Here is a 23059-nt window from a genome sequence, read left to right as displayed (position 1 = left end):
GGCTCACGCCCCTGCGCGTGCTTCTACTCGACCTGGACGGCGTGCTCGTCGACACCCGCCCCGTCATGGAGAGCGCCTGGCACCAGGTCCAGAAGGACCACGGCCTCAACGTGCCATTCGAGATGTACGAGCGTCACCTGGGCCGGCCCTTCGCCGACATCATGGACCAGCTCGGCCTCGCAGACGCCGAGGCGATTCACCAGACGTACTCCCAGGCATCGACGGCCGCGTCCCATCTCGCCCGACAGTTCGACGGCGTCGCGGAAGTCCTGCACGCCTTCGCCTCTGCCGAGTGGCGGCTGGGAATCGTCACCTCGAAGCCGTTGGACCGAGCTGCCCCCCTCTTGGCCCAGCTCGGCGTCCCGTTCGCCACGGTGCGCACTCCGAATGGGGTGGGCCGGGGCAAACCTGCGCCGGACCCGATCCTGCTTGCCCTCATCGACCTCGGCGCCGACCCGGCCGATGCGCTGTACATCGGCGACATGGCGGTTGATCAGGAGGCCGCGCGCCGTGCCAGCGTCCCGTACGTGCACGCGGCCTGGGGCTACGGCGCCCCGGGCCGCCCGGCCCCCGTCGTCGCCGAATCCCCGAAGGACCTGCTGCGCCTCATGGACGCCGGGCCGCTCCTCGAGGGGAGCCTGGTATGACATCGCCCAAGCGCAGGGCCCTCGGCATCGCCCGGGCGGAGTCAGCTGGCAAGCCCCTGTGGGCCCTGGTCGGCGAGGGCGCTCTCGCGACCATGAAGGCCGACCGGATCGCCACGTCCGAGCTGGAGGCCTTGCCCGTCGAACCGGCATCAGCCGAAGCACGGGTGGACCAGGTGATGGAGTCTCTCGAAGCGTACGGCGCTGACTTCGCCAGGACGTCGGGTGGCGCGGGGTGGACGTACGTCCAGCACGTCCCAACGCGGCGCCTGGTCACGCAGGTCGTACGCAAGCTGGCCGCGCTCAGCGCCTGGGAGCCGTTCGCGAAGGCCCCCGGTCCGCTGAAGCCCGCGCCGCACGAAGGACTCGTCGGGCTGCGGTCGAGCAGCTCCCGCGAATACCGCGCGTACACCGTCACCTGGTCGGGCATCGCCTACCTGCTCGGAGCCGCGGCCCCCCGCAACCCACGCCGTTCCCCTCAGTTACGCAACCTCCCTCCCCGCCCAGTAGCCGTAGCGGCACCGAGCCAGGCTCCCTCGGAGCTGCCGCGGAGCGAGGTGGTGGCACTGTCGTGGTCTTCCCGTCACGCCGACACTCTCCTGCCGGTGCTGGAGGAACTGGCCCGAGAGGGCTCCCCGAGCCTCGTGGTGGACCTGGCGACCGACCCGGCCGAGCGGTGCCCGGCTCCGGAAGTCGCGAGGGTGAACCTGTGCTCGCCCCCGACCGGTCTCTTCGACCTCTCCGGATCTGTGGACGATCTGCGGGCGCCGGACGACGGGCGCGTCGTCCGGGTCGACGAGCACGAGGTTCAACTAGCCCGCCTGGTCCGTCTCGTGTCCGTACTACTGGAGACGAGCGGCGGGTGCACCCAGCCCTCGTGGCGCTCCGTGATCCAGGCGGAGACTTGGCTGGACGGCGTTCTCGCCGCAACCCGGCCGCACACCGTCCTCGTCAGCAACGACACCAGCCCACTTGGTGCGTTGGCTGTCCATGCGGCAGAGCGCCATGGCGCGAACACCGTGCACGTTCAGCACGGGGCCTGGACGGCCGAGTCGGTCGCATGGCCCGCGCTTCACAGCCAGGACATCGTCGTCATGGGTGAAAGGGATCTCCCTCTCGCCAGGGCGTGGGCCCGCCACCCTGATGCCGAAGTCCATGTCCTGGGCCAGCCCCGCTTCGATGCGCTCGCCGAGCTCGACAGCCAGGCCCAGCGGCGCTACCTGGAGACGCTCCTGGCACCCACCCTTGGCCCAGGACCTAGCCGTATCGCCGTGTGGGCCTGCCAGCCCTTCGGACCTGACCGGCTCAAAACGCAGGCGGATCTCCTCCTGGACGGCCTGTGGAAGGCCGGCGACAGCTGGGGCCTCGTCATCGCGCCACACCCTGCGCAGAGCGTGGACGTCTTCGCCCCTCTACTCGAACGGGACGGCCGGCCGCTCGTCGCCGTCGCCGATCCCCGGGTCGGCGCTCGCGGCTGCCTCGCCGGTGCCGATGCTCTGGCGAGCGCCTATTCGACGTGCGGTATCGAAGCCGCCCTGGTGGGCGTTCCGGTGCTCGAAATCGGATCACCCGGCGAGCGCACGCTCGGACTCTCCGAACACGGCCTCGCACGGCGGTGCAGCACCTCCAATGACGTCGCCGGTGCCCTCGCCGCCTTGTCCGGACCGCGCCCGCCTGAAGTCCCGGCCGCAACGGACACGGTGTGCCGGTGGCGCGGCGACAGCGCCGCCCAGGTCGCGCGCCTCATCACCCGCCGCAACGACGGCCATTCCACGCACTCCCACCACGATGCCCGCGGCACCGAGTCCGAACTGCCGCAAGGCGAAGGAGCAACCTCCCGATGACACACCTGATCGCCGACAGCGTCGCCGAACTCTTCGTCGGCGCTGTCGCCCTGGCCAAGAGCGGCGAGAGGGTCAGCCCGCGCGGCATGGCGACCCGTGAGGTCCTCGACGTCCATATGCGACTGACCCAGCCGCGGGCCCGCCTGCTGTCCGCGCCGCCGGTGCGCGTCATCAACCCCGCTTTCGCCGTGGCGGAGACGGTGTGGCACCTCTCCGGCTCGGACGCCCCGTGGATCTTCGACTACAACGCAAATCTGCGGCAGTACGCCGACGACGGTGTCCTGCGGGGTGCGTACGGACCGCGGATGCGGAACTGGTCGGGCAGCGTGGATCAGCTGAGCCGCGTCGTCGAGCTCCTGAAGGAGGACCCCGACTCCCGCCGGGCGCTGATCCAGCTCTACGACCCGGCCCAGGACGCCGCCGGGCACAAGGACGTGCCCTGCACGCTGGGCTTTCGCTTCTACCTGCGTGCCGGCCGCCTGCACATGTCGACCACGATGCGTGGTCAGGACGTGTGGATCGGCATGCCGTACGACCTGTTCTTCTACACCGTGCTGCACGAGCTGGTCGCGGGCTGGCTCGACGCTGAGCTGGGCGAGTTCCACCACCACGTGGGATCGCTGCACATCTACGACGACCACCTGGACCAGGCCGAGCAGCTGAGCTCGATCACCGCGAGCTCGATCATGCCGGACCTCACCACCCCATGGCGGGGCTTCGACGGCCTCCTCGACCAAGTCGTGGCGCGGGACGTGACCGGCCACCCGGGCTGGGACACGATGGCAGCCACCCTCCACAGCTACCGCCTGTGGAAGGAGGGCTCCCGTGACCAGGCGTGGCGGGTCGCCGACAAGACCGACGGCCCGCTGGGCGAGGCGCTGACCGCCTGGTACGGCGAGCTGAACCACCGTGCCCGCACCTCCACCAGGCTCGAGTCGGCGGGGATGCGGTGATGGCGGCCACGAACCGCGCGCCCTCGGTCATCCTCGGCCTGTGCTCCTTCACGCACGACTCCTCCGCCGCCCTACTCGTGGACGGAGAGCTGATCGGCTTCGTCGAGGAGGAGCGGCTTTCTCAGCAGAAGCACACCAAGGACTATCCCCAGCACGCTGTCGACTGGCTGCTGGGAGAGGCCAGGCTCACCGCCGCGGACATCGACGCGGTGGCCTACAACTTCCAGCCCGCCCACTACCTCGCCGAGTCGTCGGCGGCCCTTCGCCTGGCGTTGTCGCCGACGACGCGCGACCGGGCGCTGCCGAGGGCTCGCGGCTTCGCCAAGGTGGCACTGCGAACCCAACTGCGCACGCGCGCGCTCGGCCGGCGGTTCCCCTCTGCCCGCGTCCTCCCTGTCCTGCACCACCGGGCCCACCAGCTTGCGGCGTTCGCCGCTTCCGGGTGGAACGAGTCCGCCGTGCTCATTGTCGACAGCCTCGGCGAGCGTCAGACCACGACCATCGCCCGCGGGCAAGACGCGCTCCACCCCTCCGCCCGCACCCTGGAGGTGATCAACGACCCCGCCTCCCTGGGCTACGTGTACGGCGCGGTCACCGAGCACCTCGGGTGGCGCCGGGGTGACGAGGAGGGCACCGTGATGGCGCTCGCCGCCCTCGGCGACCCGGAGCGGTTCCGGCACCTGTTCGCCCGGGCTGTGCGCACCACGCCGACGGGGTTCGTGGTCGACCCCGGGTACTTCCCGCCTCGCGTACTGACTTCGGGCTATCCGCGGACCTCCCGGCGTTTCGTCACCGAGACGTGCCCCGAACGTCACCCGAGCGAGCCGCTCCAAGACGTCCACAGGGATCTGGCCGCGGCCCTCCAGGAGCGCACCGAGCAGGTGATGGTGCACCTGGCCCGCCGGGCGCAGATGACCACCAAATCGCGCCGTCTGTGTGTAGGCGGTGGAGTCGCCACGAACTGCGTGAGCATCGGCCGGATCATCGAGGAGAGCATCTTCGACGAGGTATTCGTCCCGCCCGCCCCGGGCGACGCCGGCACCGCGATCGGAGCCGCCATCGCCGTGCACACCGGCAGCCGCAGCCAGCGGCCCGTGTCCGGCGTCGCCCGGGCCTGCTACCTCGGACCGTCGTTCCAGAACCAGGCCCTCGACCTCACGCCGTGGCCCGATCTCCAGCAGAAGACGTTGGGCGTCGAGACCGCAGAGTTCCTCGCCGACCAGCTCGCCCATGGAATGATCGTCGGCCTCTTCCAGGGCCAGGTCGAGGCGGGCCCCCGCGCCCTGGGGAACCGTTCGATCCTCGCCTCCCCCCTGGAGCCCGGGGTCGTCGAGCGGTTGAACGCCACCGTGAAGTTCCGGGAGCCGTTCCGCCCGTTCGCCCCCATGGTCCTGGCGGAACGTGCCGGGGAGTTCTTCACCCTCGGTCAGGAGGCCCCGTACATGTCGATGGCGTCCGGCGTGACCGACAAGGCGCGCGAACGCCTGCCGGCCATCGTGCACGCCAACGGAACATCCCGGCTGCAGACCGTCGCCCGGTCGCAGAACGCGTTCATGCACGACGTGCTGAGCGCCTTCGCCCGCCGCACCGGGGTACCCGTGCTGATCAACACCTCGCTCAACGTCAAGGGCAAGCCGATCTGCGGGACACCGGAGATGGCGCTGAACTGCCTGGTCAGCTCGGGGCTGGACGCCCTGCTCCTGGAAGGCCGGTGGATCACCAAGTGAAGATCGGATACAGCTTCTGGGGTTTCCTCGGCAACGGGATCACCGACACACCGGACGGGGGACGCAGCCACCGCCGCCCACTGATCGACGCCCTCCTCGCCCGCGGCCACGAGATCGTCTTCCTGCAAGCCAACCGCGACCTGCTCGAGGCCGGCGATGACCTGGGGAACGCCTACACATTCCACGGCGGCAGCCCGGACATCGATGTCCTGTTCCTGGAGTGGCGCTGGGCGATCAACGGGCGCAACACCACCCCGTGCGGCACCGAGGGGCACACCTGCGACCTGCACCGCCAAGCCGAACTGGTCAACCGGTACACCGTGCGCAAGAAGACGCCCGCCGTGATCTGGGACAAGGACCGCCAGCTCCCGCTGGACAGCGTCTTGCGGCGCGCCCCTCAGACCAGCGTGTGCGAGGCCGCTCTCGAACCGACACCGGGCGCCCACCGCCTGCTCTTCCCGGTCGACGACCAGCTCCTCGCCTCGGCGGATCCGGTCGCCCTCGCCCAGAAGCCTCGGGACCTCGTCCTCGGGTACGTCGGCAACCAGTACGACCGCGACGAGCACTTCGACCGCTTCTTCGCGCCGGCCGCCGCCCGGTTCGACCACCTGGTCGGGGGCAAGTGGACCAAGAACAGCCGCTGGCCCCACGTCCGATTCCTCGGCAGGCTCCCGTTCGAGGCGGTCCACGCCGTGTACGGCAGGTCCCTGGCGACGGTGCTCATGCTGCCGGAGCGGTACGCCGCCGCCGGGCAGATGACGCAGCGGATCTTCGAGGCCGTGCTCGCCGGCTGCCTCCCGCTCACCCCTGCCGACATCCTTCACGCCGACCGCTTCGTGCCCGAGGAGCTGATCGTCAGTTCCGGTGGCGAGGTGATCGAGCGGCTGAACCACTTCCAGCGAATCGCCGGCACCCAGCAGCACGCGGACTTGGTCGCGGCTTGCCTGGACCGCCTGAACCTGTTCCGCCTGAGTCGGCAGGCCGACGCGTTGGAAGCCGTCCTGGCCACGACCGCCGGCCCCGTCTCGGTGGAACGGGGAGCGGCATGACGCAGCTGACCTCCCAGGCCATGGCGTCTGGAATCGCCGAACCAGTTCGAACGGCGGGTGCGACCGAGCACCCGTGCACCTCTACGCTGGAGCACCATGAAGAAGGTCGCCATCGTCGGCTGCGGGGGCAGCGGCAAGTCGTACCTGGCACGCGAGCTGGCCAGGATTCTCGACGCCCCGGTCACCCACCTGGACGCCGCGTACTACGACGACGAGTGGAACGAGCTGCCCTCGGAGAAGTTCACCGCCCTACAGCGGGAGCTCGTCTCGCAGCCGAGGTGGGTGATCGACGGGAACTACAACTCGACGCTGCAGATCCGGCTCGAAGCCTGCGACACGGTGGTCCTGATGGACGTCTCGACCATGGCCGCGCTGTACGGGGTCCTCTCCCGGCAGATCCGGCACGGGGCCGGACACAAGGGCAACGGCGTGCACAACCGCATCCACTGGGGTGTGATCAAGTACGTGGCGACGTACCGCCGCAAGATGCGCCCGCGCGTGATGGCCAAGATCGAGGAGTTCGCCTCGGGCCGTGCCGACGTGGTGCTGCTGTCCAACCGGCGGCAGACGCGCCGCTGGCTGCGGGAGGTCGCCGCCGAGCACCGCTGAGCACTCCACGCCCCCGAGTGGAGGGCGCGGCATGAGCGGCACCAACCCCTTCCTGGACCCCGGGCGGCAGACGGAGCTGTACGGGCACGCCTCTCGACTGGCCGGCCGGTCCAATGCCCTGATGCGGGCGAAGACCTCCGGGGGGCCCGTACCGGACACGATCGTCGGGTTGGTGCGCAACCACCACGAGCGACCGGACCGTCTCGGCCTGGTACTGGACCTGGGCTGCGGGCGCGGCACGAGCAGCCTCGCCTTCGCCCAGGAACTCAGGCCCCGGCGCGTCGTCGGCCTCGACGCCGCGCCGGCCCTGATCGAGCACGCCCGCCAGCGCGCCCAGCGGCTACCCGGCCTCCCGGTGAGCTTTATGCAGGGGGACTTCCACCGTCTCCCCGTGCCGGCCGGGTCGTGCGACATCGTCGTCGCCGCGTTCTGCCTGTACCACTCACCGCGCCCGCAGGCGGTTGTCGCGGAGATCGACCGGGCGCTCGCTCCCGGCGGTCTGGCCGTGCTCGTCACGAAGGGGCTCGACAGCTATCGAGAGATGGACCAGCTGGTCGCTGCCGCCGGCCTCGACCGGCGAGCCGAGCAGCACGAAAGCCTGTACGTCTCGGTGCACAGCGGCAACCTCGCCGACGTAGCCGCTGTGTCGCTCGATGTGCTCGTTGTGGAGCACGAGGAGCACATCTTCACCTTCGACGGCCATGACCACCTGGCCGAGTACCTGGCCACCAACCCGAAGTACAACCTGGCCCCCGGCCTGTACGGCAATGCGGGCGCCCTCGCGGCGACCCTGCACGAGGTTCTGCCGGACCGGCCTCTCACCACCAACTCCCTCGTGACCTTCGTCGTGGCCCAGGCGCGGGGAGGACAGCAGTGAGGATCCGCTATTTCACCAAGCACTACGAGACGCCTGGCTCGGTAGCCTCGGCAGCCCGCCACCACGCTTGGCTCGCCGAGCACGTACGGCCGTTGCGCCTGCCGGCTTTGTCGGTGGTCGGGCCGACCAGCCTGACGTACGAGCGGATCGACGGGCGCCCGGCCCGGCCCGAGGACCTGCCGTCCCTCGCCGCGCTGCTGGGCGACGCCCATGGAGCCGCCTGGACCAGCGACCTCCGACCGGCCGCGCTGAACACCCCACACCGATTCCGCGACGGCACCGCGTTCGACGACTACATCGGTCCCCGCCAGACCGCCCTGCGGAGAAGACTCGAGCAGGGCCACCTGCCGGACCCGGCTGCCCTCCAGGCGATGCTCGGGCTGCTGGAGAAGACCGCCGAGGGGCCAACTGCCTTCTACAAAGACAGTAATCCCCGGAACTTCATCGTCACCGAGGCCGACGGCATCTACACCGTCGACACCGACGACCTCACGCTGGCCCCGATGGGTTACGACCTGGCGAAGCTGATCGTGACGCTGAGCCTGACGTACGGGCCCCTCCCGGCCCCAGCCATCGACGCCGCCTTGCTCACGTACAACGAGGCCGCCGAACGCCACGCCACCCGGCTCGGCACCACGGACCGCGAGCGACTGGACGACTTCCTCGCCCTGCACTCCGTACTGACCGCTCCTTACATCGGGCGCAACGGCTACCGCTACGCCTGGCCCCGACTCTTCCTCCGAGGTTCCGCATGATCACCACCGAACTCTTCTTCATCCGCCACGGCGAGGCCCAGTGCAACCTCGACGGCCTGGTGGGAGGCCCGCGCACCTGCACCGGGCTGACCAACCGCGGATACGCGCAGGTCGAGCGAGTCGCGCTCCGCCTTGCCGCCGAGCACCGCGACAAGCCGTTCGACGCGCTTTACGCCGGCCCTCGCATTCGCCTGCGCCAGACCGGGGAGATCATCAGCCAGGCCCTTCGCATCCCCGTGTCCGCCGACGATCGTCTCGACGGCCCGGTCCACGGGGCCGCTGACGGCATGCCCTGGACCGAGGTGAAGGACGCTGCCGACGGTGGGCCGCATGCCCACCCGGACAGGCCCTGGGCTGCTGGATCCGACACGTGGAACGGCTACCTGGAGCGGGCCGGCCGCTTCCTGCAGGAATTCATCGACCAGCACGAGGGCGAGCGCGTCCTGGTTGCCTCGCACGGCGAGACAGTGATCGTCGCGCACACCCTGCTCCTGGGAATCCCTCTCGGTTCCCCAGCCGGATTCACGGTCTCCCACGGGTCCATCACCCGCTGGCAGCACCACCTCAACAGGCTCGGACAGAGACGGTGGATGCTCGACCGCCACAACGACACCGAGCACCTGGCCGCCTTAGCGCGGGGGGCGGCCGCGTGATCACACAGTTCGACGACCCGCGCCTGAACCTGGCCCGGGGCGCGCTCGGGGCGGTCCGGATCGTGCACGAGCCGACGCTCCCGCACCGCGTCCTGCATCTGGTCGACGCCGACGGCAACGAGTTCTTCGCCAAGCAGCACAGCGAACGCGACCGGTACGTCCGGGAGCTGCACGCCTATCTCACCTGGGGATCCCAGTTGACCGGCCACGTGCCCCACGTGGTGGGCCGCCAAGACAGAACGTGCACCCTACTCCTGACTGCTGTCCCCGGCGTACGGGCGGATGCCGTCGCACCAGGATCGCCTGATGAGGAGCGTGCCCACCACGAGGCCGGGTGCGTGCTGGGCAAGCTGCACCACGCCACTTCTGTACCGCGCTCGGGTGCTGTCGGCACGGACCTCGCCCAGCGGCTGGGTGACTGGACCGCTCGCGCGGACCGGGCAGGCCTCATCTCCACGCTCGAACGCGAGCGACTGAGCCACAACGCGGATGTCCTGGCGAACACGCTCATGGACAGCGCGGTGTGCCACCTCGACTATCAGCCGCGGAACTGGCTCCTCGGCGACTCCTTCGGACTGTGCGACTTCGAGCACATGCGCCGCGACGCCCGCATCCGCGACTTCGCCCGGCTCGAGTTCCGCCGCTGGCAGGCGGCACCCCACCTGCGGACGGCGTTCTTCACCGGATACGGGAAGCCGCTGAACGACACCGAACAGCGACTACTCGAGTCCTTCGGAGCGATCGAGGCCGTCACATCCCTGGTCCGCGGACATGAGCAGAACGACCTCTCCCTCAGCACCCACGGCCGGACGGTTCTGGCCCGTCTTACCTAAGCCACCCCGTCCCTGGATTCCTGGAGAACCCCGTGTCACAGCACTTGTCCCACCCGACCGCCGCTGTCCCCCGTCGGGCTGTGGTGACCGGCGCTGCCGGCTTCATCGGCTCCCACCTCGCGCACGCCCTCGTCCAGGCCGGCGCCGTCGTCATCGGCGTCGACCGGCGCGACCCGGCCACCGACCGCACGGCCGCAGCCAACCTCTCCGTCCTGCGGGGGCTTCCGGGGTACATGCACGTCACCGCCGACCTCCTCAGTTGCGCGATCGATCCGCTTCTCGTCGACGCGAACGCGGTATTCCACCTGGCGGGAATCCCCGGGGTGCGTCCCTCATGGGGACCGAGGTTCGGCGAGTACGTCGCCTCCAACGTCCTCGCGACCCACCGCGTCATGGACGCCGTCACCCGAATGGGCGTTCCCCGGCTCGTGGCGGCCTCCTCCTCCAGCGTCTACGGACCCACCGACGGCGGTGCGAGCGTGGAGACCGACCGGCCCCAGCCGGCATCCCCGTATGCGGTCACGAAGCTCGCCGAGGAGCAACTCTGCCTCGCGCACTCCGCCCAGGCTCACTGTCCCACCAGCGTCGTCGCCCTGCGGTACTTCACCGTGTACGGCCCCCGGCAGCGCGCCGACATGTTCACGCACCGCGCCCTCACGGCCGCCCTGACCGGCCACCCGCTGCGCCTGTACGGGGACGGTCACCAGCGGCGGGACTTCACGTACATCGACGACGCGGTGGCCGCCACCATCGCCGCGGCCACCATCCCGACGGCCAGCGGAGTGATCAACGTGGGAGGCGGTTCGAGCGCCTCCCTGCTCGACGTGATCAACATCGCGAACAGCCTTGCCGGGCGCGAGGTCCAAGTTCACCAGGAGAGCCCGCGCAGCGGCGACGTCCTCACCACCCGCGCCAACCCCGGCCGCGCCCATGAGGTCCTGGGCTGGGAGCCCCAGGTCGACATTCACAACGGCATGCGGGCCCACATGCAGGCCCTGGCCGCCGAGTCCGCCGCATACGGCCGCGCGGCATGACGGGCAGGACCAGGAGGCGTCGCAATGGAGAGTCCTGAGAAGGCGCGCCTGGACGCCTTCTTCCGGCAGGTCACGACCCGCTTCCCCGCCGCAGAGAACGTCACCACTCTGATCATCACGCACCTGCTCTCTGAGCGGCCGGCGTTCCTCGGCGCGATGGCGGCGATCTCCACGGTCGGCGCTGTCCTGCCCAAGCCAAGGTCCATCGACCAGCCGACGCTGAAGGCGGTCCGATGCGACTTCACGGTCCATGACCTGAGTCGAGAGCAGTTCACCGACCCGACCAGCGCGTTGGAGTACCTGGAGAACACAGCCGGCGGCAGGAGCGTGATCCTGGTGGACATCGGGGGCTACTTCGCACCATGCCTTGACACCCTGGTGGCGAAGTTCTCCGGCCGCATCCTCGGCGTCGTTGAGGACACCGAAAACGGACACCAGAGGTACGCAGCACTCGACCACCTGCCCTGCCCCGTCGTCTCGGTGGCCCGCTCCCCGCTGAAGGACTGCGAGGACCACCTCGTGGGCCGGTCCATCGTCTTCTCGACAGACGCCCTGGTACGCGCTCGCGGCGACGTTCTGACCAGCCGGAACGCCTGTGTTATCGGGTTCGGCAAGGTCGGCCGGGCCATCGCTCAGACGCTACGAGCGCAGGACGCCCGCGTCACCGTGTACGACACCGATCCGGTCAGGAGAGTGCAGGCGCATTCCCAGGGCTTCCGCACGAGCACGTCAACTGTCGAGGCACTCCAGGACGCGGAACTCGTCCTGTGCGCCACCGGCAACCTGGCCCTCCGCCAAGGCGACTTCACCGCGCTGCGCAACGGGGCGTACCTCGCCTCGGTGACGTCCTCGGAAGACGAACTCGAACTCGGCAGCCTCCATGGGCTCTACCAGCGAACCCCGGTCGGCGAGCATCTGACGCGGTACGAGATCACGGGCCACTACTTCTACGTCCTGGCCGACGGTGGCGCCGTCAACTTCGTGCACGGCGCGGCAGTCGGCGCCTACATCCACCTCGTTCAGGCCGAGGTACTCGCCGCCACCGCGGCTCTCAGCCAGGACCGCTTCCAACCCGGTCTACACGAGATGCCGACGCCCGACCGCCAGGCCATCGCAAGGGTCTGGTTCGACCACTTCGACAGGTGACAACGTGCCTCCATCCTCCAGCACATCCGCGCCACCACTGAGCACCACACGCCGCCACATAGCTGTCATCCCGTGCCGCTGGGGATCCACCCGGTTCCCGGGAAAGCCCCTGGCGCAGCTCGGGAACAAGCCGCTGCTATGGCACGTCCACCAACGCTGCGTAGAGGCGAGACGCCTTCACAGCGCGGTGGTCGCAACCGATGACAAGCGCATCGAGGAGGTGTGCCACGAACTCGGAATCGACTGCGTGCGCACCGCGAACCACCTCACGGGTACCGACCGCGTCGCGGAGTGCGCGGAACGCCTGCCCGCCGACGCCTACATCAACGTCCAGGGCGACGAGCCGTTCATCTCCCCCACAGCGATCGACGCCGTCTCCGAGGCCCTCACACGCCTGCCCCCTGGAACGCTCGCAGTGAACGCGTACACGGAGCTGGACGACGCCTGCGCGGTACTGGACCACAATGTCGTTAAGGTCGTCGTCGGTGCCGAGGGCAACGCCCTCATGTTCTCCCGCCAACCGATCCCCTACCCGCGCGGTGACCGTCCGAGGTACCTGCGGCAGCTTGGGCTCTACGGCTTCACAAGGACGGCTCTCAGCTTGTTCCGGCAGCTTCCCCAGGGCCCGTTGGAGCGAGCCGAAAGTGTGGAGATGCTGCGCCTCGTCGAACACGGCCACGGCGTACGGATGCTCGCCGTGACAGACGATGGTCTAGCCGTCGACACTCCGGAGGACCTCTCCACGGCACATTCGATGCTTCGTGGCCGGACTCAGGGGCGGCGCCAGTAGTGTCTGGTTAGGTTCCGGTTCCCGCACGCTGACGCCAAGAAGATCAATTCACGTTTGGCCGTGCCGGTCAGCTGTCGCCGGCCTGGGTCGTGTCGGCGTAGCTGTTGAACACGTCGAGCTCGTTCTGCTCGAAGCGGCGGATGCCACCCCGGATGGAGTCGTAGCCGGCCACGACGGAGGTCGCAGTGGCGTAGACGCGCTCATCGTCCTTGACCTCGAAGTGGAAGGTCAGGGAGACACGCTTGACGTCGGTCACCCAGGCTTCGATGCGGACCGGGGTTTCCCAGGTCTCCAGGGGGTACTGGTATCGGATGGTCTGCTCGCGCAGGAGAAAGTTGCGAGCCAGGCGCTCGGCGGGGTCACTGGGGACCAGCATGCTGAACATGCGCATGCGGGTCTCCTCCAGGAGGACACCGTAGCGGGAGCTGTTGAGGTGTCCGTTCGCGTCGAGGTCCGACCAGCGAACGGGGCAGTGGTAGATGTGTCGAGACACAGCGGCTCCTGAGAGTTGTGGGACCTGCCGCGCCATCGAGGCGCCCGGCCGATCCACGAGGGGCTGGCGCATCCCCCCGTTACCGATGGCCCAGGAGCTGCGGGCATCGGCCGTCCGGACGTTCCGTGCCGTCCGGACGACCACGCCCCGACCTCCCAGCCCCCAGACGGAGACAGCACCAGTCGTGACAGTAAGTGACTTGCTTTGGTCAACGAGCTAGCCACACCAGCTAGCGGGGTAGCTGCTCGCCCGCTTGGAGGTCGTTGAAGATCTCGCGAAGGAGGGTCGCCCGGAGGTCCGCCTGGGGCAGCTGCTCACTGAGTCGGCTGAACGCCGCTTGGACCGAGTTCGGCAGCGAGGCACGCAGCAGCAGCTTCAGCTCCGCTCGGGCCTGGGGGTCGATGATCGGGTGGTGGATGCGGTCGATGACGGCTCCGGCCCCCAGCTGCGTGATGCCCCACTCTCCAGGCGCTTCCCGGATGGCCCACACCACGAAGTGGTTCTCGGGCGACAGGGTGAGCTGGCACTCCGGACCGGCCAGCGCACTGAGTGCGGGGAGCGGGACGCCGTCGGGGCCGGCAAGCGCTGCGGCTTCGTTGGCGCTGTCGACGACCAGGCGGGCGGTGAGGGCACGGGCCGCACGGCGGCGGGCGGCATCGGCTTCGGCCTGGGCAGAGGGCTGGGGAGCGGACAGGCTGGGCTCAGCGTGGGCCCAGGCGTTGCGCTTGCCTCCCAGGGCGTCGGTCTCGTCATCGGAGGACTCGGTCTCGACCCAGGTGATCACTACGAATCGGCAGTGGGGCATCGACGCCGGGTACAGGACGTGGGAGACGACTTCGACGGTCTCCCAGCCCAGGGCGGGGATGATCATCCGGAAGACGTGGCCGTCCCGGTCGGCTTCCAGATCGGCCTCGGTGCGCCAGATCCGCTCGACGTCCGGGTTCTGGCGAACCTCGGCGATTAGGTCTACGAGCTCGGTGTTGTCCTTGTGGGTGGCCTGGGCGAACTTCAGCAGGCGGACGTAGGCCGCAGCGTGCATTTCCCAGTCGTGGTATTGGGTGCGCGCCTCGGGGTTCGTCAGGGCCCAGCGCATGAGGTTAGCGCGCGGCTCCATGACCCAGGGCCACCACTCGGCCATCGCCGCGTTGTACGCGAGGATGTTCCAGTTGCGGTCGGTGAGGTACGTAGGCGACGGCATCTGCCTGTCGATCAGAAGGCGAAGTGCCCGGCGCAGCTCCGGACTGGCGTCGATCTGCGGGTCGCCGTCGAGCGTGGTGCCGATGTTGTACAGCAGCAAGGCGTGGCGCTCGCTCTTGTCGAGTCCGAGCAGGTCCGCAAGCGCCTCGCACTGGGGCTTCGTGAACCGGGGCGGGACGGCACCCTTCTCCACGTTGCGGTACGTCCGGACCCCCATACCGAGGGCCTTGGCCACCGGGGACTGGGTGATCCCCGCCGCCTGGCGCCATCTCTTCAGCCAGCCACCGAACCCCATGAACTGACCGGCGATTTCCCCGCCGTTTGCGCCCTTGTTCTCGGCGCGGTCATCGCCGAAGGGGACGATCCCCTGAGCAACCATGAGGCTCTTCCTTTGTCTCCGCAGTCTGCAGGGCGGCATCCGGTCGAAGGCATGAAAAAAGAGGGGCAGCACGAATGCAGGCCCCCCGGCCGGATGTCTCCCACAAAGACGATACGACGACCTTGAACGCTTTCCACAATTTGTGGCGTCGACCACAGGGCGGTTGGTTAAACGCGCAACCATGCCCACCCGCGCCCAGCCACCTTCCGTGACGAATCTGGACATTCCCTCGCCTGCGGTTTTCCATGATCGGAAAAGCGGCAAATCCTTGCCGGTTTTTCTTGCAAGGGGGTGAATGATCATTCACGCCGCCGACGATCACGCCAGCAGATAAGTCGCCGCCACCCAACCCCCTCTGCAAATACGAGGGTTGGCAAGCATCTCCATGCAACCCCTATACATCCCACGCGCCTATCTACGCGCGTGGATTCCCGTTGAGATGCCGTTGACGAAGCCTTTGCCTGCGGGCTTAAATCCAAACCTGACCAGCCGGTACAGCGCGACAGCCTGCCGGTTCATGAACGTGGGGGCTCTTTTGAAGATCTTTCTTGGCGTGCCCGGAGTGCATGCGGACGGCGGCATCAAACAGCAGCCCAGATCCGCACACGCCGACAGAGCAGCAAAATGCTTGGCATGTGCAACTTTTCACGGTCTGTAGAGCCAGGTCTGGATCTTGCGTGGCCGTCTGCGTATGTTCGTCATCCCCAACCGGGAGGCAACCCGGTGACCGGCGACAGGAACGCATGCAGGACGCACCAAGCGGCTAGTCCGTAAAAGCACTCGGCGCCCGGGAGAAGGCAACTCCCGGGCGCCGGACGCGAAGAGTCGTATCTCCAGCCGAGGCAACGGCCGGAGAGACCCATCATCACCGCACCGGCCCTTCCAACGGGGCACACCGGCTGCGGCATCACTCAGGGAGAGTTTTGCATGGGCACGCCCCTGCGCGAAAGGCCGGGCTTCCGGACCGTCGCCGCGGAACGCGCCGCGGACACCGCCCGCCCGCCCATTTCGGGCCGCTGGTACGGGGGTGAGCGCTGATGGCGCGCATTCGCACCATCAAGCCCGAGGCGTTCGAATCTGAAGACCTCGCCGCCGTCGATGTCACCGCGATGGTCACATTCTTCGGGCTGCTGACCCAGGCGGACGACTCGGGACGATTCCGCGACCACCCTGCCGTCATCGCCGGGCGACTGTGGGCGCTGCGCCCGGAGCACACCCCCGCCCACGTCGCCGGCGATCTGGAGCAGCTGGCCGAGGCCGGCCTGGTGTGCCGGTACACCGGCTGTGACGGCAAGTCCTGGCTGCACATAGTGACCTGGGACCGGCACCAGAAGATCAATCGCGCCTCGGACTCACGACTGCCGCGCTGCCCGACACACGAGGTGGCGAAGGCGTGCGGCGAGTGCGACCGCCCCCAGTGCCACACCCAGACGCGGGCGGGTGCCAGCCCCCGGCAGCCGCTCCCCGAAGCCCACGAGGCGCCCGCCGACACCATCGGCGGAGGCGACTCCATGACCGCTCACGGAGCGCTCACGCGAACCGTTCCGTCCGATTCGCCCGCATCCAACCTCACCGTGACGCGCGCCACTCTCGCCCAGGAGGGTGCGAACGAGGCCGCATCGCCCCCGTGCCCGCCCCCTGCAAGCCCTACAAGGGAATCCGCAGGTCAGGGCGATGCAACCCAAGCAGGCGGCGTGGCGGGCGCCACATTCACTGAGGGCTCACGGTCTGGATCTAGGATCTTGGATCCTGGATCTTCCCGTAGGGGGCGCGAGGCGCCCACGCTCGGCTCCTCCCCGGAGACGGTGCTGGAGACGGCCGACGCGAGCGAGTGGTCGGCGAAGGTCTTGATGGCCGAGTATCTGCGCGGCTGCCCCGGAGGGCGTCCGCCGAAGAAGGTCCTCGGGCACCTCGGCAAGGAGATCCGCTCGCTGCTGGACGAGGGCTACGGCCCCGACGTCCTGAAGCCGGCGCTGGAGCGGCTGCGCGCCAAGGGGCTGAACCCCAGCGTCCTGCCGAGCCTGGTCAACGAACTCCTCAACGCCGGGCCGGCGCCGTCGTCGAGCTCGAGCCCGTCCTCCGCCTCCGGCGCGGGGCCCTGGGCCAGCGCATCCCCCGCCTACACGCCGTACCTCAACCCCACCGAGCCGACCGGAACCTTCGGAGTCGCCCTGTGAACCGCACCAGCCTCGCCGACCCTCAGACCACCGCGGACAACGCTGCGATGGCCTGGATGCGGCGCAAGCTCGCCGAGCGCGGCATCGACCCCACCGCCCCCGTCGCGGACACCCCGGAAGCGATCCCCGCTCTGGAGGCCGCTCAGCTGCGAATCCCGCGCGACTACCGCGAGGCCCAGGTCGAGCATCCCGCCGTAGCCGAGTGGGTCCGCACCATCGCCAGCAGCGCCGTCGGCCACGCGGCGAGCCCGCTGATCCCTCACTTCGGGACGCCGGGGCAGAGGGAGATCACCCACGGCCGCAGCCTGCTGCTGTGGGGCTCGACCGGCGCCGGCAAGACGCACCAGGCGTACGGCGCGATCCGCGCCCTGACCGCCTCCGGGTGCGGGGTCCGCTGGCACGCCACGACCGCCGCCGACCTGTACGGCGAGATGCGGGCCCGGGGCAGCAGCGATCCCGAGTACCTCCTGCGGCGGATCGTGCGGATCCCGCTGCTGCTCCTCGACGACCTCGGCGCCGCCAAGAGCAGCGAGTGGACCGAGGAGATCACCTTCCGCCTACTCAACTGGCGGGCGCAGAACCAGCTGCCGACGATCGTCACCTCGAACCTGCCGCCGGTCCGCATGCCAGGGATGGCCTCCGGCCAGCCGGTGCTGCGGGACAAGGTCGGCGACCGCGTGCTGAGCCGCCTGTCCGGCATGTGCACCCCGGTCCACCTCGACGGCCCCGACCGCCGCTTCCGCGCCGCCTGACCCGCCGCGCCCACCACCTTCCACCGCCCGGCCCGCGAGCCGGTCCGCCGGCACCCGCCGCCGCGTGCCGCACCCGCTCGCCGCCGCCCGGCATGCCCTGGAGACCCATCCGATGCTCCACATCACCACCAACACCCAGCCCGTCCCGGAACTGCGCGGCATCGCTGACATCTCGTGGCACGCCCGCGGGAGGTGCCACGGCCTCACCGCCGACGAGGCCGACCGCCTGTTCTTCTCCGCACCGCGCGCCCACGCCGCCATCGCCGAGGCCAAGACGCTCTGCGGCGCCTGCCCCGTACGCCAGGACTGCTTCACGCACGCCCTGGACAACGACATCCGCTGGGGCATGTGGGGCGGCCTGACCGAGGCGGAACGCAAGCCGTGGCACGCCAAGGTCGCCAAGCGCCTCGACTACGCCCGGGTCCGCGCCGCTCTCATGGGCCGGGACGTCCACCTCACCGCGTCCGAGCGAGACGCCGTCACCCGCGCCGCCTACATCCGCGGCTGGAGCGCCCCACGCCTCGCCTATGCCCTCCGCATCGACCTCGACCACGCCCGCGACCTCCTGCGCGAGGCCCGCCACGCGGTGGCCGACCGCGACCGGTACTGGAAGGTCCCGGCCGCGGACAGCGAAGAAGCCGACACCCCGGACCAGGACGAGGAAGTCAGCAGCGAGACCGCCCCCGAGGAAACGTTCTGCCAGGTGCCCCGCCAGGCCCAGACGCACGAACTGATCAATGCTCTGAAGAAGGCGGCCTGAGCTGCCTGGCGCTACTTCCCGCCCGCCCCACCGGCGGACGCACAGCACATCCCCCACCGAGCCCGGAGAAAGGGAGCCCTTGACCGAGGAGAACGCCGACCGATACGCCCTGATCGCTGCCGGGACAGTGATCATCGTCCTGACAGGCGCCGGATTCTGGCTCTCCTACGCCCACCTCGCCGAAGTCGCAGGGCGCCACGGCCTGGACCGCTCGCCCATCAGGCAGTGGGCCTGGCCCGCCACGCTGGACATGTTCATCGTCGCCGGCGAACTGCTCATGCTGCGGGCCGGACTTCGCCGGGTGACGGACTGGTGGGCGGTCGGACTGACGGCTGTCGGCTCACTCGGCTCGATCGCCCTGAACGTGGCCGGCGTGAACGGCACCACGACTGGTCCGGTTCCGCTCCTGGACTACCTGGTCGCAGCGGTCCCACCGACCGGGGCGATGCTGGCCTTCGGAGTCCTGATGAGGCAAATACAGCAGCGCGTCGCCAGGCCCATCCGGAACAGCCGAACCGAAACCCGGACCGAGCGGGACCCGAGCGGGACCGCCGGACCACAGGACCGCACGGAAACCCGGACCGGACCCAACCCGGACCGGACCGACACCCCCACCGGACCGCCCCGCCCCGGACCAAAAGCCGGACCGGACCCGGACCCAAGCCGGACCGCCGGACCACAGGACCGCACGGAAACCCGGACCGGACCCAACCCGGACCGGACCGACACCCCCACCGGACCGCCCCGCCCCGGACCGAAAACCGGACCGCGCCAAACTCGGACCGGCCCGGCTCGCCCCCGGACCGTCCGGGCGAAGGTGCATGCCGGACGGTCGGACCGCCGGACCGGACCGCGTCGCCTGTCCGAGGCCGAGGTCGTCGAGCTGGTCCTCCCGGACGTCCCCGCAGTCCTGGCGGCCGAGGGGAACGTGCAGATCACCAGGACGCAGTTGCGGGGCATCATGCGCGCCCGCGGAATCCCCCTCGGCAACGAGCACATCGGTCCCGTCCTGACCGCGCTTCGGGCCGCCACCGCCTCCGCATCCTCCGAAGGAGCCACCCGCTGATGAAGACGTGCGACCGATTCACCGACCTGAAGGCCGGATACGAACGCGACATCACGTTCCTGCGCAACCACGCCGCCCGTCACTCGGGCAGCACCGCCTCGAAGTCGAGCACGCGGCACGCCTTGGCTGTGAAGCAGAACATGGCCAAGGCCCTGACCCGCCATTACACGCACTGCCCCCTGTGCGGGTGAGCAGCACTCCAGCCCGTACGGCGGCCCGGACCAACACCCGGGCCGCCGCCCCGTTCCCGCACCTGGCCTCCCGGAAGGAGCCGAAACGCCCATGACCTCAGCCGAGAACCCGCCCGAAGCGGAGCAGGACCAGCCCGTCAGACAGGCCGAATCCGCCGACCGTGACCACCGTTCGCCCGACACCAACTCGTACCCAGGAGGAGCAAGTTATCGGCCAAGACGCTCTTCCCCGTCGGGGAAGAGCGTCTTGGCCAAACCCGCCCCCGAAGTGGCGGGAGCGGACCGGAGCCAGGGGGCACCGGTCCACGAGGCAGCGACCGAGGGCGGATCGCAGCCGGAGGAGAAGCCCGCACCGCGGCGCAAGCGCCGCGCCACGAAGAACGCCTCCCGCAAGCGCTCGCCGAAGCCCGCCGCCGACAAACGCAGCTACGTGTGCAGCGTCCGCCTCAACGACGACGAGAAGCGCCAGCTCACCACAGCTGCCGCAGCAGCCCACACGAGCCTGCCCGCGTTCCTCGCCCGCAGCGCCCTCGCCGCCGCCCGCGACCCCGAGCATGCCGCTGGCGCCATCGCCGGCGAACGTGAGCTGATCTCGGAGATGTTCGCCGCCCGACGGCACCTCGGCCACGTCGGCAACAACCTCAACCAGGTGGCCAGGGCCATCAACTCCGGCGACCGGCCGGCGGACGCCCACCTCGACGCGGTGCTGACCGCCGTGCGCCGGGCCACCGACCGGGTCCAGGCCGCCACCGACCGACTCCTCGAACTCCGCTAGGAACACCCAACCGTCATGGTCCCCAAGATCCACAAGCGCGGGACGCGCACCATCGGCCTGCTGTACTACCTGTACGGCCCCGGCAAGGCCGAAGAACACGTCGACCCGCACCTGGTGGCGTCCTGGGACCACGCCGCCCCCGACCCCGGCCGCGACCCCGAGGCCACGTACAAGCAGCTGCAGCAGCTCCTCGACCAGCCCCTGGCCCTGCTCGACGAAAACGAGCACCCGAAGAAGCACGTGTGGCACCTATCCGTACGCAATGGCCCCACCGACCGGATCCTCTCCGACCAGGAATGGGGCGACGTTGCCCGCCGCATGGTCACCGCCGCCGGCATCGACGACCCCGAGCAAGGCGCGGGCTGCCGCTGGGTCGCCGTCCGGCACGCCGACGACCACATCCACATCCTGGCCACCCTGGTCCGTGAGGACGGCTACCGGCCGGACCTCGACTGCGACGCCGTTCGCGTCCAGGCCGAAGCCCGACGTTTGGAGCAGGAACTCGGGCTTCGCCGCCTCAACCCCGGTGACGGCACCGCCACCAAGCGGCCCACCAGCGCCGAACGCCACAAGGCTGTCCGCCAGGGCCGCGAGCGCACCGCCCGAGAGGAACTGCGCGAGACAGTCCGGCGGGCCGTGGCCGGCGCCGAGAGCGAGAAGGAGTTCTTCGACCGCCTGGGCGCCGCCGGCGTTCTGGTGCGCACCCGTGTCGCACCGTCCGGTGACCTCCTGGGTTACACGGTCGCGCTGCCCGGAGACGTCAACGCCCAAGGGGACCCGGTCTTCTACCCGGGCTCGAAGTTGGGCCCGGACCTGTCCCTGCCGCGGATCCGGGAGCGCTGGTCCGGCCGCCGGACCAGCCGGGTCACTGAGCAGACGCTGCCGTCGGGGCCGGCATCGGCGCGGCGGCGGGCGAGTACGGCGCTGTGGCAGGCGGTCCTGGTCATGGACGGGGCGGACGACGGGGCGGCCGCGGCGTACATCGCGGCTGCCGGTGAGGTACTGGACGCGCTCGCGAAGACGTCCGCCGCCCACACCCGGCGCGAACTCCGAGAAGCCGCCTTCGTGTTCGAGCGGGCCTCCCGCTCCCACGTGCGGGCCGAACGCGGGCACGACCGGGCCCTTCGCCAGGCTGCACGCGACCTCGTTTACAGCGGTCCAGCGCTCGGGCGGGGGGAGGACGGGGCGACGACCGCGATGGTGATCGACGCCGTGTTCTTCCTGGTGACCGTGGCCGCGCACTGGCACGGGAAGAAGGCACACGCCCAGCAGGCCGCCGCCGCCCAGCTGGCCGCCGAGCACCTGCGCACGGCCTACCGGGCCGCCGCCAAGCAGCCGATGAGCGTGCTGGCCGTGCGGGGCCGGTCGCTGGCTCTTCCGGTGCTGCGCCGCCAGGTCCTGCGGGTCCGGGAAGCGCTGCCGTCGGCGTTGGCGGAGCAGGTCCTGGCGGAAGCAGGGTGGGCGGCGCTGGCAGCGACCCTGGCCGATGCCGAGGCGGCCGGATACGACGCCACCGCCCTGCTGGCCGATGCGGCTGCCCGCCGGGAGCTGGCGAGCGCGGAGTCCGTGTCGGATGTGCTGGTGTGGCGGCTGCGCCGCGCCGCGGACCTGTCGGCCGATGCCCAGGCGGCGCCGCTGCCCGACGGCGGCTCCGTCCCGTCGGACCCCGCCGGGCGGAAGGCCGGGAACCCGGCCGAGAGGGGCGCGCAGCGCCGCAGGATGTGACCGAGGTTTCAGGAATTCGTGAGTTGCCGCAGATGGGGGCGATGGGGCACGCTTCATGACCCGCCGCCGTGTGCGGGGAGCCAACTCTGGGAGGGGAGCCCAAGTGTTCGGTCGCAGGAAGGCGAAGCAGCAGCCAGGAAAGATGGGGCCGGCGGGTGTCCCGTGGCTGGCGTACCCGGAGCCGCAGTGGCCCGAGCCCGCCCAGCCGGCGCCCGAACCCGCTCCGGCCGCTGGGGTAGTGGACGACTTCCTGCCGCCGGACTTCCGGATGGACACCGACGACGAGCTGGCCGGGCGGTTCATGCCGTGGCGGCGCCCCTTGGTCGTCGACGGTGAGGTCCGCGCCTGCCCGCAGTGCGAGGCATACCGGGACTGGGTGATTCTGTGCACCCAGGGGCGGATCTGGCTACGCTGCCGCGACGGACACGAGACCCTGGAGCCCCGTCTGGACGTGGCCTGGTACAACCGCAACAGCGGCCCGAGCAACGGCAAGTTCGGCACGCTCGAGGAGGGCCTGCGCTCCCTCGACCACTGATCCGGCACCGCGCCCCTGGACCCCCTGCACTCCTGTCCCGCCGCTCCGAGGAGGCGGCCACGGTCAGCCCACTCGCATCCGACCCAGGGAACCCG

At 69.9% G+C, this 23059-nt stretch carries 23 protein-coding genes; 21 read left to right on the top strand and 2 right to left on the bottom strand.

Annotated features, from left to right (window positions below; translation table 11 throughout):
• Positions 1–17 precede the first annotated feature (17 nt).
• The 13 genes from ACFYXK_RS13175 to ACFYXK_RS13115 all read left to right on the top strand — a co-directional run bounded on the left by ACFYXK_RS13175 (position 18) and on the right by ACFYXK_RS13115 (position 12914).
• A complete protein-coding gene (locus ACFYXK_RS13175; protein WP_389411222.1) occupies positions 18–647 on the top strand; it encodes an HAD family hydrolase in 630 nt (209 codons plus the stop codon).
• Positions 644–2488, top strand: coding sequence for a hypothetical protein (locus ACFYXK_RS13170; protein ID WP_389411221.1), 1845 nt, complete (start codon positions 644–646; stop codon positions 2486–2488). Before ACFYXK_RS13175 ends, ACFYXK_RS13170 begins: the two co-directional genes overlap by 4 nt.
• Positions 2485–3441, top strand: a complete 957-nt coding sequence (locus ACFYXK_RS13165; RefSeq protein WP_389411220.1) for a thymidylate synthase — start codon at positions 2485–2487, stop codon at positions 3439–3441. The genes ACFYXK_RS13170 and ACFYXK_RS13165 overlap by 4 nt, the downstream gene beginning before the upstream one ends.
• A complete protein-coding gene (locus ACFYXK_RS13160; RefSeq protein WP_389411219.1) occupies positions 3441–5168 on the top strand; it encodes a carbamoyltransferase in 1728 nt (575 codons plus the stop codon). Before ACFYXK_RS13165 ends, ACFYXK_RS13160 begins: the two co-directional genes overlap by 1 nt.
• A complete protein-coding gene (locus tag ACFYXK_RS13155; RefSeq protein ID WP_389411218.1) occupies positions 5165–6217 on the top strand; it encodes a hypothetical protein in 1053 nt (350 codons plus the stop codon). The genes ACFYXK_RS13160 and ACFYXK_RS13155 overlap by 4 nt, the downstream gene beginning before the upstream one ends.
• A gap of 96 nt (positions 6218–6313) precedes the next feature.
• Positions 6314–6826: a topology modulation protein gene (locus tag ACFYXK_RS13150; RefSeq protein ID WP_389411217.1), complete on the top strand. Its 513-nt coding sequence runs from the start codon at positions 6314–6316 to the stop codon at positions 6824–6826.
• Between the two features lie 31 nt (positions 6827–6857).
• Positions 6858–7703 (top strand): class I SAM-dependent methyltransferase, encoded by an 846-nt coding sequence (locus ACFYXK_RS13145; RefSeq protein WP_389411216.1) that lies wholly within the window; start codon positions 6858–6860, stop codon positions 7701–7703.
• Entirely contained in the window at positions 7700–8458 is a 759-nt protein-coding gene (locus ACFYXK_RS13140) for a phosphotransferase (RefSeq protein ID WP_389411215.1), read from the top strand. The genes ACFYXK_RS13145 and ACFYXK_RS13140 overlap by 4 nt, the downstream gene beginning before the upstream one ends.
• Positions 8455–9111: a histidine phosphatase family protein gene (locus ACFYXK_RS13135; RefSeq protein WP_389411214.1), complete on the top strand. Its 657-nt coding sequence runs from the start codon at positions 8455–8457 to the stop codon at positions 9109–9111. Before ACFYXK_RS13140 ends, ACFYXK_RS13135 begins: the two co-directional genes overlap by 4 nt.
• Complete coding sequence (locus tag ACFYXK_RS13130) at positions 9108–9944, top strand: aminoglycoside phosphotransferase (protein WP_389411213.1); 837 nt, start codon at positions 9108–9110, stop codon at positions 9942–9944. Before ACFYXK_RS13135 ends, ACFYXK_RS13130 begins: the two co-directional genes overlap by 4 nt.
• 32 nt (positions 9945–9976) lie before the next feature.
• Entirely contained in the window at positions 9977–10978 is a 1002-nt protein-coding gene (locus ACFYXK_RS13125; RefSeq protein ID WP_389411212.1) for an NAD-dependent epimerase/dehydratase family protein, read from the top strand.
• Positions 10979–11002: 24 nt separating this feature from the next.
• The gene (locus tag ACFYXK_RS13120) at positions 11003–12124 is read left to right on the top strand and encodes an adenosylhomocysteinase (RefSeq protein ID WP_389411211.1); all 1122 of its coding nucleotides are present in this window, start codon (positions 11003–11005) and stop codon (positions 12122–12124) included.
• A gap of 4 nt (positions 12125–12128) precedes the next feature.
• A complete protein-coding gene (locus ACFYXK_RS13115) occupies positions 12129–12914 on the top strand; it encodes a 3-deoxy-manno-octulosonate cytidylyltransferase (RefSeq protein ID WP_389411210.1) in 786 nt (261 codons plus the stop codon).
• A gap of 67 nt (positions 12915–12981) precedes the next feature.
• On the opposite strand, the gene ACFYXK_RS13110 is transcribed toward ACFYXK_RS13115, so the two are convergent.
• Positions 12982–13407 (bottom strand): acyl-CoA thioesterase, encoded by a 426-nt coding sequence (locus ACFYXK_RS13110; protein ID WP_389411209.1) that lies wholly within the window; start codon positions 13405–13407, stop codon positions 12982–12984.
• A gap of 229 nt (positions 13408–13636) precedes the next feature.
• A complete protein-coding gene (locus ACFYXK_RS13105) occupies positions 13637–14983 on the bottom strand; it encodes a helix-turn-helix transcriptional regulator (protein WP_389411208.1) in 1347 nt (448 codons plus the stop codon).
• A 1037-nt stretch (positions 14984–16020) separates the two neighbouring features.
• Here ACFYXK_RS13105 and ACFYXK_RS13100 point away from each other — a divergent pair.
• From ACFYXK_RS13100 to ACFYXK_RS13065, 8 genes are all read left to right on the top strand, one after another.
• Positions 16021–17160, top strand: coding sequence for a hypothetical protein (locus tag ACFYXK_RS13100; protein ID WP_389411207.1), 1140 nt, complete (start codon positions 16021–16023; stop codon positions 17158–17160).
• A gap of 47 nt (positions 17161–17207) precedes the next feature.
• Positions 17208–17912, top strand: coding sequence for an ATP-binding protein (locus ACFYXK_RS13095; protein WP_389411341.1), 705 nt, complete (start codon positions 17208–17210; stop codon positions 17910–17912).
• 64 nt (positions 17913–17976) lie between these two features.
• Positions 17977–18672, top strand: coding sequence for a WhiB family transcriptional regulator (locus ACFYXK_RS13090; RefSeq protein WP_389411206.1), 696 nt, complete (start codon positions 17977–17979; stop codon positions 18670–18672).
• A 79-nt stretch (positions 18673–18751) separates the two neighbouring features.
• Positions 18752–19738: a DUF2637 domain-containing protein gene (locus ACFYXK_RS13085; protein ID WP_389411205.1), complete on the top strand. Its 987-nt coding sequence runs from the start codon at positions 18752–18754 to the stop codon at positions 19736–19738.
• Positions 19738–19929, top strand: coding sequence for a hypothetical protein (locus ACFYXK_RS13080; RefSeq protein WP_389411204.1), 192 nt, complete (start codon positions 19738–19740; stop codon positions 19927–19929). Before ACFYXK_RS13085 ends, ACFYXK_RS13080 begins: the two co-directional genes overlap by 1 nt.
• A gap of 247 nt (positions 19930–20176) precedes the next feature.
• Positions 20177–20704 (top strand): plasmid mobilization protein, encoded by a 528-nt coding sequence (locus ACFYXK_RS13075; protein ID WP_389411203.1) that lies wholly within the window; start codon positions 20177–20179, stop codon positions 20702–20704.
• A gap of 15 nt (positions 20705–20719) precedes the next feature.
• The gene (locus ACFYXK_RS13070; RefSeq protein ID WP_389411202.1) at positions 20720–22429 is read left to right on the top strand and encodes a relaxase/mobilization nuclease domain-containing protein; all 1710 of its coding nucleotides are present in this window, start codon (positions 20720–20722) and stop codon (positions 22427–22429) included.
• A 103-nt stretch (positions 22430–22532) separates the two neighbouring features.
• Positions 22533–22964, top strand: coding sequence for a hypothetical protein (locus tag ACFYXK_RS13065; protein WP_389411201.1), 432 nt, complete (start codon positions 22533–22535; stop codon positions 22962–22964).
• Positions 22965–23059 lie beyond the last annotated feature (95 nt).

The sequence above is a fragment of the Streptomyces sp. NPDC002209 genome (assembly GCF_042890265.1).
Classification (GTDB): domain Bacteria; phylum Actinomycetota; class Actinomycetes; order Streptomycetales; family Streptomycetaceae; genus Streptomyces.
Note: the sequence above shows the minus strand (reverse complement) of the source record. Positions and strands in the feature narration are given on the sequence as shown.